Source organism: Elioraea sp., from assembly GCF_022842375.1.
In the GTDB taxonomy this organism is placed as follows: Bacteria; Pseudomonadota; Alphaproteobacteria; order Acetobacterales; family Acetobacteraceae; genus Elioraea_A.
Window position 1 is genome coordinate 155,570 of the sequence record NZ_JALHPR010000001.1, and the last position, 16,032, is coordinate 171,601.

Here is a 16,032-nt window from a genome sequence, read left to right on the forward strand (position 1 = left end):
ATGGCACCGACGCTCGAGGTGCGCGGGCTTGCCACGCATTTCTTCACCAAGGCCGGCGTGCTCAAGGCGGTTGACGACGTGTCGTTCTCGATCGACCAGGGCAAGGTGCTCGGCCTTGTCGGCGAGAGCGGTTCCGGCAAGTCGGTCACCGGCTTCTCGATCCTCGGCCTCGTCGATCCGCCGGGGCGCGTCGTTGCCGGCGACATCATCTTCAAAGGGCGCAACCTCACCGGGCTGCCGGAACAGGAGTGGCGGAAGATCCGCGGCCGCGACATCGCGATGATCTTCCAGGACCCGATGATGACGCTGAACCCGGTCCTGCGCATCGACACGCAGATGACCGAGACCGTTCTCGCGCACGAGAAGGTCAGCGAGAAAGCCGCCCTTGCGCGCGCGCGCGAGGTGCTGGTGCAGGTGGGCATCCCCAGCCCGGATGAGCGGCTGAAGGCCTATCCGCATCAGTTCTCCGGCGGCATGCGCCAGCGCGTGGCGATCGCGATCGCTTTGCTGCACAGCCCCGCGCTGATCATCGCCGACGAACCGACGACGGCGCTCGACGTGACGATCCAGGGCCAGATCCTCTACGAGGTGCAGAAGCTCTGCCGCGACACCGGCACGAGCCTCATCTGGATCACGCATGACCTTTCTGTCGTCGCCGGCCTCGCCGACGAGATCTGCGTGATGTATGCCGGCCGCATCGTCGAGCGCGGCGCTGTCGACCAGGTGCTCGACGAGCCGCTGCATCCCTACACGCGCGGACTGATCGGCTCGGTGCCGAGCCGGAACGTGCGCGGCCAGCCGCTCACGCAGATCCCGGGCATGACGCCGTCGCTGCTGAACCTGCCGCCCGGCTGCGCCTTCCGCACGCGCTGTCCACGCGCCGATGCGGCCTGCATGGTGGAGCCTGCGATCACCTCGCCCAAGCCCGGCCGCGAGGTGCGCTGCTTCCATCCCCACCTCGTCGACGTGGTCGCCTGACCGTGGTGCAGGCGACCGAGATCAGGACGCAAGGCGCGGTCGGCGTGCTCGCCGACCAGGCGGACGGATCGCGCACGCCGATGATCAGCCTGCGCGGCATCAGCAAGCAGTTCCGCAAGTCGCTCGACTTCGCCGGCCGGCTTGCACAGCGCCTCGGCGCCAATGTGCGCGACGAGGTCGTGCATGCCGTGGACAATGTCGACCTCGACGTGTTCCAGGGCGAGGTCGTCGGCCTCGTCGGCGAGAGCGGCTGCGGCAAGTCCACACTCGGGCGGATGGTGGCGGGCATCTTGCCGCCTTCCTCCGGCACCGTGATGTGGAAGGGCCGCGACCTTGCGAGCCTGCCCCCGGCGGAGGCGAAGGCAGCGAAGCTCGCCGTGCAGATGATCTTCCAGGACCCCTATGCGAGCCTCAATCCGCGCATGCGGGTGAAGGACATCATCGGCGAGGCGCCGGTGGTGCACGGGCTCGTTCCGGCATCGAAACTGGACACGTATCTCGACCAGCAGATGCGCCGCGCGGGCCTCGACCCCGCCTTCAAGCGGCGCTATCCGCACCAGTTCTCGGGCGGGCAGCGCCAGCGTATCGGCATCGCCCGCGCGCTTGCAGTGCAGCCCGAGTTCATCGTGTGCGACGAGGCCGTGGCGGCGCTGGATGTGTCGATCCAGGCGCAGATCCTGAACCTGTTCATGGACCTTCGCCGCGAGTTGAACCTCACCTACCTCTTCATCAGCCACGACCTTGGGGTGGTCGAGCACCTGTCCGACCGCGTGGTGATCATGTATCTCGGCCGCGTCGTGGAAAGCGCGCCGGCGGAGCAGGTCTTTTCTTCGCCGAACCATCCCTACACGCAGGCGCTGCTGTCGGAGGTGCCGCGCATCACCGGTCGCAAGCGCGCCTTCTCGGGCGTGAAGGGCGAGATCCCGTCGCCGCTCGATCCGCCGCCCGGCTGCCATTTCCATCCGCGCTGCCCGCATGCGATGCCGATCTGCAGCGAGGTCGCGCCCGCCTTGCGTGAGATCGCGCCAGGGCGGATCAGCGCCTGCCACCTGAACGAAAGGGCATGAGCGCCACGCCGTTCCGGATCGGGATGCTCCTGTTTCCGGACATCACGCAACTTGACCTCACCGGCCCCTACGAGGTGTTCACCAAGATCCCGGGTGCTGAGGTGCGGCTCGTCTGGAAAAGTCTCGATCCCGTGCGCGCCGGCGGCGGGATGCGCATCCTGCCCGATACGATTTTCGCCGACTGTCCGCAGCTCGACCTCATCTGCGTTCCTGGCGGGGCGGGGATGAACCCGCTTCTCGACGATTCCGAGACGCTTGCCTTCATTCGCCGCCAGGCCGAAGCGGCCCGCTTCGTCACTTCCGTCTGCACCGGCGCGCTGGTGCTAGGTGCCGCGGGCCTGCTGAAGGGGAAGCGCGCGACGACGCATTGGATGAGCCACGACATGCTCGCAGCGTTCGGCGCGATTCCGGTGGCCGATCGCGTGGTCGTCGATGGCAACATCGTCACAGGCGGCGGGGTGACGGCAGGGATCGATTTCGGACTTCGGATCGCTGCCATGATCGCCGGCGAGGATGTCGCAAAGGCGATCCAGCTCGGCCTCGAATACGATCCCGCACCGCCGTTCCCGGCCGGCCACCCACGCTCTGCCGATGCTGCGATCGTCGCTGCCGCGCGCGCCTCCGCTGCCCCGCGCCAGGCCAAGCGGCAGGCGGCGGTTGACGCTGCCGCAGCAGCACTCGGCTGATGATGCATATCGTTCCCGGGGTTCTCGTGCGGCACGATTCTCCCCGCGGTGCGCCGACCGTTCCGGTGGTGTTCGACAGCCCGCATTCAGGGCGCTTCTACCCGGAGGATTTCGGCGCCGCGCTTCCCGTCGTCGCACTCCGCAGCGCCGAGGATGCGTTCGTCGACGAGCTCTTTGCCGCGGCCCCGGACCATGGGGCCGTGCTGCTCGCCGCGCTGTTTCCGCGGTCATATATCGACGTGAACCGCGCACCGGACGACATCGACCCGCGGCTGATCGAGGGCGAGTGGCCTGTGGCGCTGAAGCCCGGGCCGAAGAGCGAGCTCGGCATCGGGTTGATCCGCCGTGCGATCGCGCCCGGCCTTTTCATCTACGATCGCAAGCTCAGCGTCGTCGAGGTGGAGAAGCGCATCGCGCGCTATTGGCGGCGCTATCACGCGGCGCTGAAGGGCGCTCTCGACCGTGCCCATCGTGCCCATGGCGCCGTCTGGCATGTCGACTGCCACTCGATGAAATCGGTCGCCAACGGCATGACGCCGGATGCCGCCGGCACGCGCCGTCCCGACATCGTTCTCGGCGACCGTGACGGCACGTCGTGCGAGCCTGCCTTCACGCGCCTGGTGAAAGAGACGCTGGAGCGGTTTGGCTTCCAGGTGGCGGTGAACGACCCCTACAAGGGGGCGGAGATCGTCCGCCGCTCAGGCGATCCGGCGCGGGGCCGCCACAGCCTGCAGGTCGAGATCAGGCGTGACCTGTTCATGAACGAGGCGATGCACGTGCGCAACGAAGGCTTCGCACGCGTGCAGGCAGCGATGGGCGACCTTGCGGCGGCCGTGTGCGACTATGCCCGCACACGCTCCGCCGCGATCGAGTGACGATCAGAACAATCCTTCGATCTCGCCCGCGTCGTTCAGCCTGATCGCCTCCGCCGCCGGCACCCTGGGTAGCCCCGGCATCGTCATCACGTCGCCGGCGAGTGCGACGACGAATCCGGCGCCGGCCGAGAGCCGGACCTCGCGCACCGGCAGCGTGTGGCCCTCAGGCGCGCCGAGCAACGTCGGATCAGCCGAGAAGCTGTACTGCGTCTTGGCGACGCAGATCGGCAGGTGGGCGAAGCCTGCCTTCTCGAACCCTTCGAGCTTCTTCATCGCGGCCGGCGCGATGGCCACGTCACCAGCCCGGTAGATGCGCGTGGCGATGGTGCGGATCTTCTCGGCCAGGCCCATCGCGTCGGGATAGAGCGGGGCGAAGCGGGCCGTTCCGGTCTCGAGACGATTCATTACCGCGCGCGCGAGGCTCTCCGCCCCCGCCCCGCCATCCGACCAGTGGGTGCAGAGATGCGCCTCGGCACCGGTTGCAGCGACAGCCTCCTTCACCGCCGCGATCTCTGCGTCGGTGTCGGTCGTGAACCGGTTGAGGCCGACGAGGACGGGGATGCCGAAGCCCGAAAGATTCTCGATATGGCGCGTGAGGTTGACGACGCCGCGGCGAACGGCGGCGACATCCTCGCGCCCGAGATCGGCCTTGGCGACGCCGCCGTGCATCTTGAGCGCGCGCACGGTGGCAACGATCACCCCGGCGCCGGGTTCGAGGCCAGCCTGGCGGCACTTGATGTCGAGGAACTTCTCCGCGCCAAGGTCACAGCCGAAGCCGGCCTCGGTCACGACGACATCGGCGAGCGAGAGGGCAGCGCGCGTGGCGATCACGCTGTTGCAGCCATGCGCGATGTTGGCGAAGGGCCCACCATGGATGAAGACAGGCGTTCCCTCGAGCGTCTGCACCAGGTTGGGTGCGAGCGCATCGCGCAGCAGCACCGCCATCGCGCCATCGGCCTTGAGGTCGGCGGCGGTGACGGAGGAACCATCCCGCCGCTGGCCGACGATCATGCGCCCGAGCCTCGCCTGGAGGTCGGCCAGGTCGTTGGCGAGGCAGAACACCGCCATCACCTCCGAGGCAACGGTGATGTCGAACCCATCCTCGCGCGGATAGCCGTTGGCGACACCGCCCAGGCTCTGCGTGATCGTGCGCAGCGCGCGGTCGTTCATGTCCATCGCCCGCCGCCAGGTGATGCGGCGGCTGTCGAGGCCTTGCGCGTTGCCCCAGTAGATGTGGTTGTCGATCAGCGCGGCGAGCAGGTTGTTGGCCGATGTGATCGCGTGGAAGTCACCGGTGAAATGAAGGTTGATGTCCTCCATCGGCACGACCTGGGCGTAGCCGCCGCCCGTGGCCCCGCCCTTCACCCCGAAGCAAGGGCCGAGCGAAGGCTCGCGCAACGCCGCCATGGCGCGCACGCCGATCCGCCGCAGGGCATCCGACAGCCCGACGGTGGTGGTCGTCTTGCCCTCGCCGGCAGGGGTCGGGTTGATGCCGGTGACGAGAACGAGCTTGCCGCGCACCGGCTTGCCGGAGATGGCGTCGAGGGCGACCTTTGCCTTGTACTTGCCGAAGGGCTCGAGCGCCTCCGCCGCGATGCCGGCCGTCTCGGCGATCTCGCCGATCGGCCGAAGCCGCGCGGCGCGCGCGATCTCGAGGTCAGACCCCTGGGGCATCGTTACGCTCCTCCCTGTTCCGCAGCGCTTGTGCCGCGATGGAGAGGGTCGCGCAAGCGGCTACTCAGCGGCGCGGGCGACGTCGGCGCGCAGCTGTGCCCAGGCGGTGTCGAGACCGCGGCCGAAGGCGTCGCACATCGCGGCGATGTCGGCCTCGGTCATGATCAGCGGCGGGGTGAAGGCGATGCGGTCGCCGATCGCGCGCACGATCAGGCCATGCTCCTGGCAGGCCTGCTGGACCACGAGGCCGGCCTTGCGGGCGGCGGGGAAGGGGGTGCGCGTCGCCTTGTCGGCCATCACTTCCACACCCGCGATCAGCCCGATGCCGCGCACATCGCCCACCAGCGGATGGTCGCGGAACTGTTCGAGGCCGGACAGGAACGCGGGCGAAACCTTCCGCACGTGGCCGAGGAGGTCACGCTCCTCGTAGATCGCGAGCGTCTCCAGCGCCACGGCGCAGGCGACGGGGTGCGCGCCATAGGTGAAGCCGTGGCCGAAGCTGCCGTTCTTGCGGCTGCCCTCGATCAGGGCTGCGTGGATGCGATCGGAGATGATGGTGGCACTGATCGGCTGGTAGCTCGCCGAGAGCTGCTTGGCGCAGGTGAGGATGTCGGGCTGGAGCCCGTAGGTGTCCGTGCCCCAGAGGTTGCCGGTACGCCCGAAGCCGCAGATCACCTCGTCGGCCACCAGCATGATGTCGTGCTTCTTGAGGATCGGCTGGATCGCCTCGAAATAGCCGCGCGGCGGGGTGATGGCGCCACCGCCGCCCTGCACCGGCTCGGCGAACATCGCAGCGATCGTGTGCGCGCCCTCGCGTTCGATCAGGGCCTCGAGCTCAGCCGCCATCCTGGCGCTGAACTGCTCCTCGCTCTCCCCGGCCTCATGAGCGCGGTAGTAGTTCGGGTTCGAGAGATGGAAGAACCGGCCGCCGAAGGGCAGGTCGAAATCCGCATGCATATGCGGCTGGCCCGACACCGAGGCGGAGGCGACCGTGTTGCCGTGATAGCCGCGGACGCGGCCGATCAGCTTCTTCTTCTCGGGTCTGCCGACCAGGTTGTTGTAGTACCAGATCACCTTGATCGCGGCGTCGTTCGCCTCCGACCCGGAGCACTGGAACAGCACGTGATTGAGGTCGCCCGGCGCGAGGGCGGCGAGCTTCTCGGCAAGGCGCACCGAGGGCTCATGCCCCTTCTGGAAGAAGGTGTGGTAGTAGGGGAGCTGGAGGAGCTGCTTATAGGCAGCGTCGGCCAGCCGTTTCTCCGAGAAGCCGAGCGAGGCGCACCAGAGGCCTGCCATCGCCTCGATGTATTTCCGCCCTTCCGTGTCCCACACATGGATGCCTTCGCCGCGCGCGATCAGCAGCGCGCCGTCGCGCGCATGCGCGTCGAGGTCGGTCTGCTGGTGGACGACATGGGCGAGGTCGAGGGTGTGGAGCGAGTTGGCGCGCATGGGTCTGTCCTCCGCCTGGGAGGACGGAGTGTTGCGCATCGACGCCGAAACGGGAAGGGGCCGGCGAACACCCAGCGGGGCGGACGATCAGGCTGCGATATCGGTCCGCGAGAGGCGGCGGACGCCGAGTTCATCCAGCGTCTCGGCGACCGCGGTGACGGCCCGCCGCATGTCGTCGGGGAACAGGCGGCCGATCGCGCCGATGCGGAAGGTCGGTGCCGTCGTCGTCGAGAAGTTCGAGATCAGGAAGCCACGGCGCTTCAGCGCATCGACGAAGGGCTGGAGCGCGAAGGCCGGGTCGGGCGGCTGGTGCATGTTCACGATGATCGGCCCCTGCCGGTCCTTCGGAAGCCAGGGCGTGAGGCCGAGGTCCACCATGCCGTCATACAGGATGCGCGCGTTCTCGGTGTAGCGCGCGAGCCGCGCCTGCTGCCCGCCCTCCGCCTCGAAGATGTCGAGGGCAACCTCGAACGCCGCGAGTGACTGGATCGCAGGGGTGAAGCGGATCGAGCCCCAGCCAAAGGTGCGGGCGTGGTGCAGAAGATCGGCGAGGTCGAAGCTCCAGCTTCCCGCGTTGCCACGGCACGCCTCGAGCCGGTCGACACGCGCGATGGCGAAGCCGATCCCGGGCATCGCCTCCATGCACTTGTTCGAGGAGAACACGACCGCGTCCGCTTCCGGGTGCGCGCCCATGTCGAACGGGATGGCGCCGAAACCCGAGACGGCATCGACGATGAGCCGCCGCCCGGCTGCCTTCACGGAAGCTGCGATCTCCTCCATCGGGTTGACCAGGGCCGTCGCCGTTTCGCTGTGCACGACGCTGACCGTGCCGATCGCGGGATCCTCCGCCAGCGCGCGGGCGATCATCGCCCCCGTGGCCACTTCGCCCTCGGGGATGTCGATTGCCACCGGAACGCGGCCGGCCTCGGCGGCGAGGCGAATCATTCGCACGCCGTAATTGCCGTTGTTGGGGATGAGCACCTTCTGCCCGGGCGGCACAAAGGTGCGCAGCGCAGCCTCGAGGATGAAATGCCCGCAGCCCTGCAGCGGCAGGCAGACATGCTCGCCCTCCACGCCGCCGGCGATCACGCGCACCCGCTCGCGCAGGCTGGCGTAGCGGGGGCGTGTCTCGTTGTCCCAGGGCGCGATGTCCTGGGCCATGGCGGCCTTGACGCGTGGGTCGGTCTGGACCGGGCCGGGGATGAGGAGGAGCGGGGGCTGTGTCATCGCCGCGTGATGCCATGGGACGGTGCCTTTTTCCACTCCGATGGCCTGATCCGTTGCATCAGCGAATCTCATGCCCATCAGGCGATCAGCGCCCCGCCGACCTCGCGCAGGAGCTTGCGGCCGATCGCTTCGGCGAAATCCTCGTAGTTCTCGGCCCGCTGCACGAAGGCGCCGGGGCCGGTGATGACTTCGGCCGCGTAGTAGGCCTCGAGCTCCGGCTCCTCATGCACGATGGCAAGCGCGTTGACGGTGATACCGAGCGTGGCTGCCCCGTCACGCCCGGCGGTGGCGACGATGCCGGCATTGGCCGGCCCGTCTCCCGAAACGTCGATCACCCGTCGCGCGGCGGGCCAGGGAGAGCGCATGGCCAGCGCCGCGGCGGCCAGCAACGCTTCGCCAAGTGCCGTCGCCCCTGGGCGGACGGTGCGGGGGGCTGCCTCGATCGCGGCGGCGACGGCCTCTGCCCCCGCCTGGTCGGCGATGCGCATCCAGGGAATTGCGAGGTCGCGCGCGCCAGGCCCTGCCCAGAACAGCATCGCGACCGCGATCGCGCCTTGGGCGCCTGCCGTAGCGCGGGCCACCAGGTCGGCGTCACGGAAGGCGGCGGCGTAGCCGGCGATCATCAGGCCGAACTCGTCGTAATCCACGCTCGCCGAGACATCGACGGCAAGGACGAGGGCAAGGTCGACCGGCACGACCTCCACCGGAAGCACGGGCAGGAAAGGGGCGGCCAGGAGGGATCGTCGCGTCGGCGGCATCGTGGGAAGGGTTGTGCATCGCGCGTGGGGCTTGGCAAGCCCTCTCTCTCCGTCGATAGAGGACGGGCGACGGACGACGGGCAGGGCAGGGAGAGAGCAGATGGCCGAGGGCATGATGGCTGAGACAGCGATGGCCGGGGATCAGGTGACGCTGAGTCTCTCGACCGAGAAGATGATCGCGCGGAAGGGCGGCGGCATTGGCTGGATCGTGTTCAACCAGCCGGAGAAGCGCAACGCCGTCTCGGTCGAGATGTGGCAGGCGGTGGAGCAGATCGCCGCCGATTTCGCGGCAGACGAGGCTGTGCGCGTCGTCGTCATCACCGGTGCCGGCGAGAGGGCGTTCGTGTCGGGCGCCGATATCAGCCAGTTCGAGAAGCTGCGCGGCGATGCCGACGCCCAGGCCGAGTACGAGAAGATGACAGCGGCAGGCCGTGCCGCGCTCGCCGCGATGGACAAGCCCTCCATCGCGATGATCCGCGGCTACTGCATCGGCGGCGGTCTTGCCATCGCACTCGGCGCCGACATCCGCATCGCCTCAGATGATTCGCGCTTCGCCGTGCCGGCGGCCAAGCTCGGCCTCGCCTACAACTCCACCGGGCTCAAGCGGCTGATCGACCTCGTCGGGCCGGCCCAGGCGAAGGAGATCATGTTCACCGCGCGCCAGTACGATGCCGGGGAGGCGCTGCGTATCGGCCTCGTCAACCGCATCGTTCCGGTCGAGGCGCTGGCGGAGACGGTGGGCACGCTTGCCACGACGATCGCCAACAACGCGCCGCTGACCATCCGCGCCGCACGTGTGACGATCAACGAGATGCTGAAGGATGCGGCCGAGCGTGACACGGCGCGGATGCAGGACGTGTTCCGCGCCTGCTTCGACAGCACCGACTACAAGGAGGGCCGTCGCGCCTTCATGGAGAAGCGTACGCCCGTGTTCACAGGATCCTGAAGCGGCGCGGCGCAACCTGCGGTCGCTTTGCGTGACAGCGAATTAATCTGATCTGGCGATCCGCAGCCGCTACTGTCGCGCCCGGTGATCGGGGTCCGGCAGAAGCCGGCTGCGCGGCAATGCTCGCCGCGACAGGTCCTGGCGCCGACAGGGAAAAGGGTCCGACTGAGGACCCTTGGCGGATGGGGGCTTAGGTGCTGGATACGTCTGATCCGACGGCGATTGCGACTGCGGACGCGCGGCCCGCCCATCATGGGGCCTCGCTGACCGACCACTACGCGCACCTGCCCGTTTCCGACTTGATGCTGCATCTCGCGCGCGACTGGCCGGCGGAGCGGATCAGCCTCGGCGAGATGATCCACGCCTTCGGAACGCGCGGCTATGGTCTGCTCATCATCCTGTTCGCGATCCCGAACCTGATCCCGATCTACATTCCCGGCTGGTCGCCGATCTTCGGCGTGCCGCTGTTCATCGTGTGCATGCAACTCGCCCTCGGCCTGCCTGAGCCGCGGCTGCCTGGCATCCTGACGCGGCGGTCGATGAGGAAGTCAGACCTGCTGATGATCGTCGAGAAGTCGAACCCGTGGCTCAGGCGGATCGAACGCTACGTGAGGCCCCGCCCCTCGGTGCTCACCGGGCCCGTCGGGGCAAGGGCCATCGGCGTCTACGGGATGTGGTTGTCCTCGCTTGTCATCGTCCCGCTGCCGCTCACCAATGGCCCGACGAGCCTTGCCTGCGCCATCATGGCCTTCGGGCTGATGGAGGAGGACACGCGCTCGATTATCGGCGGGGCCGTCGTCGGCATCGGCGCATCCATCCTCGCGCTGTCGATCATCGGCGGCTTCGGCTGGGTGCTCGCCCAGGGCCTTGCGTTCATCTTCTGACATCGCATCCATCGCGGGGACTGGCGCGGCACGCCTGCGCGTTGCACACTCATCCATGGTGCCGGTGGCCCGAAAGGGCTGAAACGGGAATGCGGTCAGGGTCATGCCCGAAGCCGCGGCTGCCCCCGCAACTGTAGGCGAGGCGCATCCTGCCACACGCCACTGGTCATTGCCCGCGGGCGACGACCGGGAAGGCGGCAGGAGGCACAGGGCCCGAAAGGGTCCTCACTCGCGAGCCAGGAGACCGGCCGGCACCGGTCGTACGCGCGCGTCGGGCGGGGTGCACCGGCGTAACGGACTTGTCCGCATGCGGCGACAACCGGTTGGGGCTGTCGTTTCGCGGGGGCGGATAATCATGTCGACATCAGATCGTTCCGCGTTCGCGCGCATCTGCTCCGCCGGATCCCGGCAACAGCGGAGTCCTCCATGCGCACCACCCATGCCGCAGCCATTGCGGCCCTGAGCCTTCCCGCCCTCGCGTCCAACGCCAGCGCCCAGGCGCCGATCCGCACCCTGCCCGAGACGGTGGTGACGGCCACCGGCGTGCCGACCGAGCCTGCCCGCGTCGCTGCCGGCATCACCGTGATCGACCGGCAGACGATCGAGGAACGTGGCTACGCCACGCTGGCGGAGGCGCTCTCGACCGTGCCGGGCCTGCGCATCGTCCAGACCGGTCCGGCGGGGCAGACGGCGACGGTGTTCGTCCGCGGCACCAACAGCAACCACGTGCTGGTGCTGCGCGATGGCGTTCCGGTGAACGATCCGTCGACGCCGAACGGGCTGTTCAACTTCGGCGACGACCTGCTCGACGATGTCGAGCGGATCGAGGTCGTGCGCGGGCCGCTCGCCTCCCTGTACGGCTCGGGCGCGATCGGCGGCGTGATCAACCTCATCACCCGTCGTGGTGCCGGCGCCTTCAACGGCGTGGCGGAAGCTGGCGGCGGCACGCAGCGCACGGTGCGCGGCAGCGCCTATGCCGGCGGCCAGGCCGGCGCGTTCGACGGCATGCTCGCCGCCGGCTCCGTCTCGACGCGCGGGTCAAACATCGTTCCACCGCGCATCAGCACGCAGATCGGCGAGCGCGACGGGCAGAGCGCGCAGGCCGTGACGGCCAATGTCGGCGCGTCCATCGGCCAGGACACGCGGCTTGGCCTCGTCGCGCGCTGGCGGCGCAACGATTTCGGCCTCGACAACATCGGCAGCCCGATCGTGGACGACCCCGACCAGTCCGGCCGAACCGAGATGGGCGCGCTGCAGGGCTCGGCCAACACGGCGCTGTTCGACGGCAAGTGGCGCACCGGCCTCTCGCTCGCGCGCATCAACGAGGACCGGCGTTTCCGCAACCTGCCCCATGGCACCGATCCGAACCGCCAGTCGGACGACAACCGCTACGAGGCCTGGCGCACCGACCTGCAATGGAACAACAGCCTGCGCCTTCCCGATGCACCGGGGATTGCGGCCACGGTCGCGACGTTCGGCGTGCAGCACACGCGCGACGAGGCGAAGGTGAGCGTGCGCAGCCGCTCAGCGTTCGGCGCGTTCAACCAGGATGTGGATGCCCGCACGCACACCACGGGCGGCAACATCGGGCTGCAGGGAACCGTGCTCGATCGCCTCGATCTCGTGGGCGGCGTGCGCTACGACGATCCACGTGATTTCGAGGACGAGATGACCTGGCGCCTCGGCGGGGTGTGGCGCCTGCCCTCCATGCCGCTGCCGGTGCGCGCGAGTGCTGCCTACGGCACAGGCTTCCGCACGCCGACGCTGTTCGACCGCTTCGGCACCGACGGGTTCGGCTATCGCGGTAACCCGAACCTGAAGCCGGAGAAGAGCAGCGGCTGGGAAGCCGGGCTTGCGGCCGACATTCCCGCCGGCCCGCTTGGCCTCGTCACCCTTTCCTCGACCTATTTCCAGACCGAGATCACCGACCTGATCGTGACGCAGTTCTCGCCCGTCTACACCCAGGTGAACGCCGGTTCGGCCGACATCAAGGGTGTCGAGAACACGCTCACCCTCGCCCCCGCATCCTGGGCGACGCTCTCGCTCAGCTATACCTGGACGCAGGCGGAAAGCGGCACGACGGGCCAGCAGCTCGCCCGACGCCCGCGGCACCAGGGGGCGGCGAGCGTGCGGATCGTCCCCGTCGATGGCGTCGTCGTCACGCCTGAGCTCATCGTGTTCGGCCCGGCGCGCGAGAACGCCTTCGCGAGCTACAACGACCAGGGCAACGCGATCTCGACGTCGCAGATGAACGATGGCGGCGTGGCGCTGAACCTCACCGCGCGCTGGCGCATCGTGCAGGGCTGGGAGGTATTCGGAATCGGGCGCAACCTGACGAACAGCCGCTACGAACCAGCGAACGGCTTCGTCCAGCCTGGCCGCAGCGTGTTCGCCGGCTTCACCACGCGGTGGTGAGGCTTATCTGAACGGCCTCACCACGCGGTGGTGAGCCTCGCAAAGCGCGACGTGGGTCACCGCGTCGCGCCCGGCTTCCACAGCACTTCCGATCCGCCGCGGCCGTTCAGCCAGCGGCCCATCACGAAGAGGTGGTCGGACAGCCGGTTGAGGTAGCGCACCGCGTCGGGGTTGAGCGTCTCGGCGGCGGCGAGGGAGACGGTCGCGCGTTCGGCTGTGCGCGCGACCGTCCGCGCATGATGCGCCCAGGCCGACGCCGGCGTGCCGCCAGGCAGCACGAACGAGCGGAGCGGCGGGAGATCGGCATTCATGCGCGCGACCTCCTCCTCGAGTCGCAGCAGCTGTGCGGCAACGATGCGCAGCGCAGCCCCTTCCGCCTCGTTCTCAGCGACCGGGACGCAGAGATCGGCGCCGAGATCGAACAGGTCGTTCTGGATCGACGCAAGCATCGCATCGGCCGTGGCAAGGTCCGAGCCTGGGTCGCCGGCGGCGGTGACGAGGCGCATCAGCCCGATCGCGGCATTGGCTTCGTCGACGCGTCCAATCGCCTCGATCCTCAACGTGTCCTTGCTGACGCGCGTGCCATCGCCGAGCGATGTCTGCCCGGCGTCGCCGCCGCGGGTGGTGATGCGATCGAGCCTGACCATGCCTGAAACCCCTGTTGCCGCGTCAGTTGACGATGCGGAAGACGAATGGAACGGCGATCCTGTCCTCGATCGGCACGCCACCGCGCCTCGCCGGATCGAACCGCCATTGCCAGAGCGCTTCCTGTGCCGCCCTGTCGAGCAGCATGTGGCCACTGGACCGGTAAACGTCCACTGCCATCGGCACGCCTTCGGGGCTGATGGTGACGGTGAGCACCACCGTTCCCTGCATCCGCGCCTGCCGCGCCTCGACCGGCACGACGGGATCGACGCGGCGGCCGACGGTTGCGTCGCGGGAGCTGAGCAGGAAGGCGGCGGAGCCTTCGCGCGGCACGGACCCCGCCTCCTCCGCCTCGCTTGCCGCTTCAGCGCGTGCGGCCCCCTGCGCCGATGGCGGCGAAGGCGGTTCGGCCATCTCGCGCGGCTGCCTCGGCTCCGGAGGCGGTGGCGGCGGCGGGGGCGGAAGCGGCAGGGCGAGGGAAGGCTCCGGCCGCTGTTGCGGGGGCGGTGGGGTCTGGGGCTCCGGTGGTGGCGCTTCCGCCTCTGCCGCGACGGCTTCCGATGGCTGCTGGCCTGGTGCCTCGGGCTGCGCCGGCTCCGTGCGCGGCGGGGGTTCCGAGGTCTCCTCGCCGACGCGCTCGCCGCCGCTGCCGGCGGAGAACACGACCGGGATGCCAGGCGGCTCGCTGTCGGCATCGCCGATCGGCCGCGGCGTGCCCCAGAGTGCGAGCGCGAGCACAGCGAGCGCGTGGATCGTGAGCGAGGCGAGCGCGAAGACCCTCATGGCAGCACGCGAGGCAGGTCATCGCTGCCGATGCGCACCCCGAAGACGCGGCCCGCTGCCTCCGGCGTCATCACCGCGCCGGGCAGCCCATCGGCCGCGATCCTGCCATCGGCGAGCAGCACGATGCGGTCGGCGAAGCGCGAAGCAAGATCGAGGTCGTGCAGCACGACGAGCACCGTACGCCCCTTCGCGGCCTCGGCGCGCAGCACGCGCATCAGCGCGAAGCCCTGGGCGGGGTCGAGATCGGCCGTGGGCTCGTCGAGCAGCAGCACCTCGGCTTCGGTCGCCAGCACGCGGGCGAGCATCGCCCGCCGCGCCTCGCCGCCCGACAGCGTGTCGATCCGGCGCGCGGCGAAATCCTCGAGCCCGCAGGCGGCAAGTGCCGCGGAAATCGCACCAGCACCCGCGTCGCCATGGGGCAGGCGACCGAGGGCGGCGATCTCGCGCACCGAGAGGCCCCAGGCCGCGCGCGCGCCCTGTTCGAGCCAGGCGATGCGTCGCGCGCGCTCGGCCCGCGCCATCGCCACGATCGCCGCACCGTCGAGCGTCACGCTGCCGCCATCCGGCGTCGTGAGGCCAGCGAGAACGCCAAGCAGCGTCGACTTGCCCGCACCATTCGGGCCCGCCAGTGCCGTGAGGGTTCCTGGTGAGACTGTGAGGTCGATGCCATCGAGAACGCGCTGCCCACCACGCGTGACGGCGATGGCGTGCGCCGCGATCACGCCTGGCCCCGATGCGCGATGGCCAGCCGAAGCAGCAGCGGCGCGCCGATCAGCGCTGTCAGGACGCCAAGGCGCATCTCCTGCTGCAAGGGGATCAGCCGCACGGCGATGTCGGCGGCAAGCACGAGTGCCGCACCGCCGACCAGCGAGGGCAGCAGCAGTGCGCCCGGCCGTTCGCCGACTTGGGCACGCAGCAGGTTCGGCACGATCAGCCCGACGAAGCCGACGCCGCCGGCAATTGCCGCCGCGGCACCGACGGCAAGTGCCGCCCCCGCTGCCGCACGGCGCACCGTTCCCGCGACGTCGATGCCAAGGCTGGCCGCCGCCTGCTCGCCGAGCGTCAATGCGTCGAGCCGCGTTCCGAGGCCGAGCAGCAGTGCCGAACCCGCCGCGATGCAGGGCAGCGCGAGCACGACTTCGTTCCAGCCCCGATCCTCGAGGCTGCCGAGGAGCCAGATCGTGATCTCGGCGAGCGCGAAGGGGTTCGGTGCGAAGGAGAGAGCGACCGCGACGGCCGCGCCCGTGAGCGAGGCGACCGCAATGCCGGCGAGCACCAGCGAGGCGCCCGTGCCCGTGCGTGCCGCCATCGCGAGGATCAGCGCCGCGGCGCATGCAGCCCCCGCGAGCCCGCCGAGTGGAAGTGCGAGCGGCAGGATCGCTGCGAGCCCGTAATAGTAGACCAGCACAGCGCCGAGCGATGCCCCGCCGGTGACGCCGAGCAGGCCGGGATCGGCGAGGCGATTGCGCAGCAGTCCCTGCAGCACCGCGCCCGAGAGGCCAAGCCCGCCGCCGACGAGAATGGCCAGCAGCGTGCGCGGGGCACGCAACTCCCACAGGATGGCAGGGTCGGTGATGCCGAAGCCTGCCTGGCCTATCGCGAGCGACAGCGCAGCAAGAAGCGCCGTCAGGATGGAGAGCGCCAT

General features: G+C 69.3%; 15 protein-coding genes and 1 riboswitch. Of the genes, 7 read left to right on the forward strand and 8 right to left on the reverse strand.

Annotated features, from left to right (window positions below; genetic code table 11):
• The 4 genes from Q0C38_RS00735 to Q0C38_RS00750 all read left to right on the forward strand — a co-directional run bounded on the left by Q0C38_RS00735 (position 1) and on the right by Q0C38_RS00750 (position 3,606).
• Positions 1-978, forward strand: coding sequence for an ABC transporter ATP-binding protein (locus tag Q0C38_RS00735; RefSeq protein WP_291295129.1), 978 nt, complete (start codon positions 1-3; stop codon positions 976-978).
• Between the two features lie 80 nt (positions 979-1,058).
• Positions 1,059-2,045, forward strand: coding sequence for an ABC transporter ATP-binding protein (locus Q0C38_RS00740; RefSeq protein ID WP_291295318.1), 987 nt, complete (start codon positions 1,059-1,061; stop codon positions 2,043-2,045).
• Positions 2,042-2,731: a DJ-1/PfpI family protein gene (locus Q0C38_RS00745; RefSeq protein WP_291295130.1), complete on the forward strand. Its 690-nt coding sequence runs from the start codon at positions 2,042-2,044 to the stop codon at positions 2,729-2,731. The genes Q0C38_RS00740 and Q0C38_RS00745 overlap by 4 nt, the downstream gene beginning before the upstream one ends.
• 2 nt (positions 2,732-2,733) lie before the next feature.
• Positions 2,734-3,606 (forward strand): N-formylglutamate amidohydrolase, encoded by an 873-nt coding sequence (locus tag Q0C38_RS00750; protein ID WP_291295131.1) that lies wholly within the window; start codon positions 2,734-2,736, stop codon positions 3,604-3,606.
• Positions 3,607-3,609: 3 nt separating this feature from the next.
• On the opposite strand, the gene Q0C38_RS00755 is transcribed toward Q0C38_RS00750, so the two are convergent.
• From Q0C38_RS00755 to Q0C38_RS00770, 4 genes are all read right to left on the reverse strand, one after another.
• Positions 3,610-5,280 (reverse strand): formate--tetrahydrofolate ligase, encoded by a 1,671-nt coding sequence (locus Q0C38_RS00755; RefSeq protein WP_291295132.1) that lies wholly within the window; start codon positions 5,278-5,280, stop codon positions 3,610-3,612.
• A gap of 60 nt (positions 5,281-5,340) precedes the next feature.
• Entirely contained in the window at positions 5,341-6,729 is a 1,389-nt protein-coding gene (locus Q0C38_RS00760) for an aminotransferase (protein WP_291295133.1), read from the reverse strand.
• A gap of 87 nt (positions 6,730-6,816) precedes the next feature.
• Positions 6,817-7,956, reverse strand: coding sequence for a 2-aminoethylphosphonate--pyruvate transaminase (locus Q0C38_RS00765; protein ID WP_291295134.1), 1,140 nt, complete (start codon positions 7,954-7,956; stop codon positions 6,817-6,819).
• Between the two features lie 77 nt (positions 7,957-8,033).
• The gene (locus tag Q0C38_RS00770) at positions 8,034-8,714 is read right to left on the reverse strand and encodes a DUF1194 domain-containing protein (protein WP_291295135.1); all 681 of its coding nucleotides are present in this window, start codon (positions 8,712-8,714) and stop codon (positions 8,034-8,036) included.
• Between the two features lie 100 nt (positions 8,715-8,814).
• Here Q0C38_RS00770 and Q0C38_RS00775 point away from each other — a divergent pair, with 100 nt between their 5' ends.
• The 3 genes from Q0C38_RS00775 to Q0C38_RS00785 all read left to right on the forward strand — a co-directional run bounded on the left by Q0C38_RS00775 (position 8,815) and on the right by Q0C38_RS00785 (position 12,959).
• A complete protein-coding gene (locus Q0C38_RS00775; protein WP_291295136.1) occupies positions 8,815-9,660 on the forward strand; it encodes an enoyl-CoA hydratase in 846 nt (281 codons plus the stop codon).
• A 194-nt stretch (positions 9,661-9,854) separates the two neighbouring features.
• Positions 9,855-10,544: an exopolysaccharide biosynthesis protein gene (locus Q0C38_RS00780; protein WP_291295137.1), complete on the forward strand. Its 690-nt coding sequence runs from the start codon at positions 9,855-9,857 to the stop codon at positions 10,542-10,544.
• A 45-nt stretch (positions 10,545-10,589) separates the two neighbouring features.
• Positions 10,590-10,812, forward strand: a riboswitch (cobalamin riboswitch).
• A gap of 158 nt (positions 10,813-10,970) precedes the next feature.
• Positions 10,971-12,959: a TonB-dependent siderophore receptor gene (locus Q0C38_RS00785; RefSeq protein WP_291295138.1), complete on the forward strand. Its 1,989-nt coding sequence runs from the start codon at positions 10,971-10,973 to the stop codon at positions 12,957-12,959.
• A gap of 56 nt (positions 12,960-13,015) precedes the next feature.
• Here Q0C38_RS00785 and Q0C38_RS00790 read toward each other — a convergent pair whose 3' ends face one another.
• From Q0C38_RS00790 to Q0C38_RS00805, 4 genes are read right to left on the reverse strand one after another with little or no spacing between them, the layout of a single operon-like run.
• Entirely contained in the window at positions 13,016-13,606 is a 591-nt protein-coding gene (locus tag Q0C38_RS00790) for a cob(I)yrinic acid a,c-diamide adenosyltransferase (RefSeq protein ID WP_291295139.1), read from the reverse strand.
• Positions 13,607-13,628: 22 nt separating this feature from the next.
• On the reverse strand, positions 13,629-14,387 hold the full coding sequence (locus tag Q0C38_RS00795; protein ID WP_291295140.1) for an energy transducer TonB: 759 nt from the start codon (positions 14,385-14,387) through the stop codon (positions 13,629-13,631).
• A complete protein-coding gene (locus Q0C38_RS00800) occupies positions 14,384-15,109 on the reverse strand; it encodes an ABC transporter ATP-binding protein (RefSeq protein WP_291295141.1) in 726 nt (241 codons plus the stop codon). The genes Q0C38_RS00795 and Q0C38_RS00800 overlap by 4 nt, the downstream gene beginning before the upstream one ends.
• Positions 15,106-16,032, reverse strand: coding sequence for an iron ABC transporter permease (locus Q0C38_RS00805; RefSeq protein WP_291295319.1), 927 nt, complete (start codon positions 16,030-16,032; stop codon positions 15,106-15,108). Before Q0C38_RS00805 ends, Q0C38_RS00800 begins: the two co-directional genes overlap by 4 nt.

Coding starts and splice junctions, on each gene's coding strand:
- Q0C38_RS00735 (WP_291295129.1), top strand. CDS start 1: ATGGCACCGACGCTCGAGGTGCGCGGGCTTGCCACGCATTTCTTCACC.
- Q0C38_RS00740 (WP_291295318.1), top strand. CDS start 1,059: ATGATCAGCCTGCGCGGCATCAGCAAGCAGTTCCGCAAGTCGCTCGAC.
- Q0C38_RS00745 (WP_291295130.1), top strand. CDS start 2,042: ATGAGCGCCACGCCGTTCCGGATCGGGATGCTCCTGTTTCCGGACATC.
- Q0C38_RS00750 (WP_291295131.1), top strand. CDS start 2,734: ATGCATATCGTTCCCGGGGTTCTCGTGCGGCACGATTCTCCCCGCGGT.
- Q0C38_RS00755 (WP_291295132.1), bottom strand. CDS start 5,280: ATGCCCCAGGGGTCTGACCTCGAGATCGCGCGCGCCGCGCGGCTTCGG.
- Q0C38_RS00760 (WP_291295133.1), bottom strand. CDS start 6,729: ATGCGCGCCAACTCGCTCCACACCCTCGACCTCGCCCATGTCGTCCAC.
- Q0C38_RS00765 (WP_291295134.1), bottom strand. CDS start 7,956: ATGACACAGCCCCCGCTCCTCCTCATCCCCGGCCCGGTCCAGACCGAC.
- Q0C38_RS00770 (WP_291295135.1), bottom strand. CDS start 8,714: ATGCCGCCGACGCGACGATCCCTCCTGGCCGCCCCTTTCCTGCCCGTG.
- Q0C38_RS00775 (WP_291295136.1), top strand. CDS start 8,815: ATGGCCGAGGGCATGATGGCTGAGACAGCGATGGCCGGGGATCAGGTG.
- Q0C38_RS00785 (WP_291295138.1), top strand. CDS start 10,971: ATGCGCACCACCCATGCCGCAGCCATTGCGGCCCTGAGCCTTCCCGCC.
- Q0C38_RS00790 (WP_291295139.1), bottom strand. CDS start 13,606: ATGGTCAGGCTCGATCGCATCACCACCCGCGGCGGCGACGCCGGGCAG.
- Q0C38_RS00795 (WP_291295140.1), bottom strand. CDS start 14,387: ATGAGGGTCTTCGCGCTCGCCTCGCTCACGATCCACGCGCTCGCTGTG.
- Q0C38_RS00805 (WP_291295319.1), bottom strand. CDS start 16,032: ATGGCGCTCTCCATCCTGACGGCGCTTCTTGCTGCGCTGTCGCTCGCG.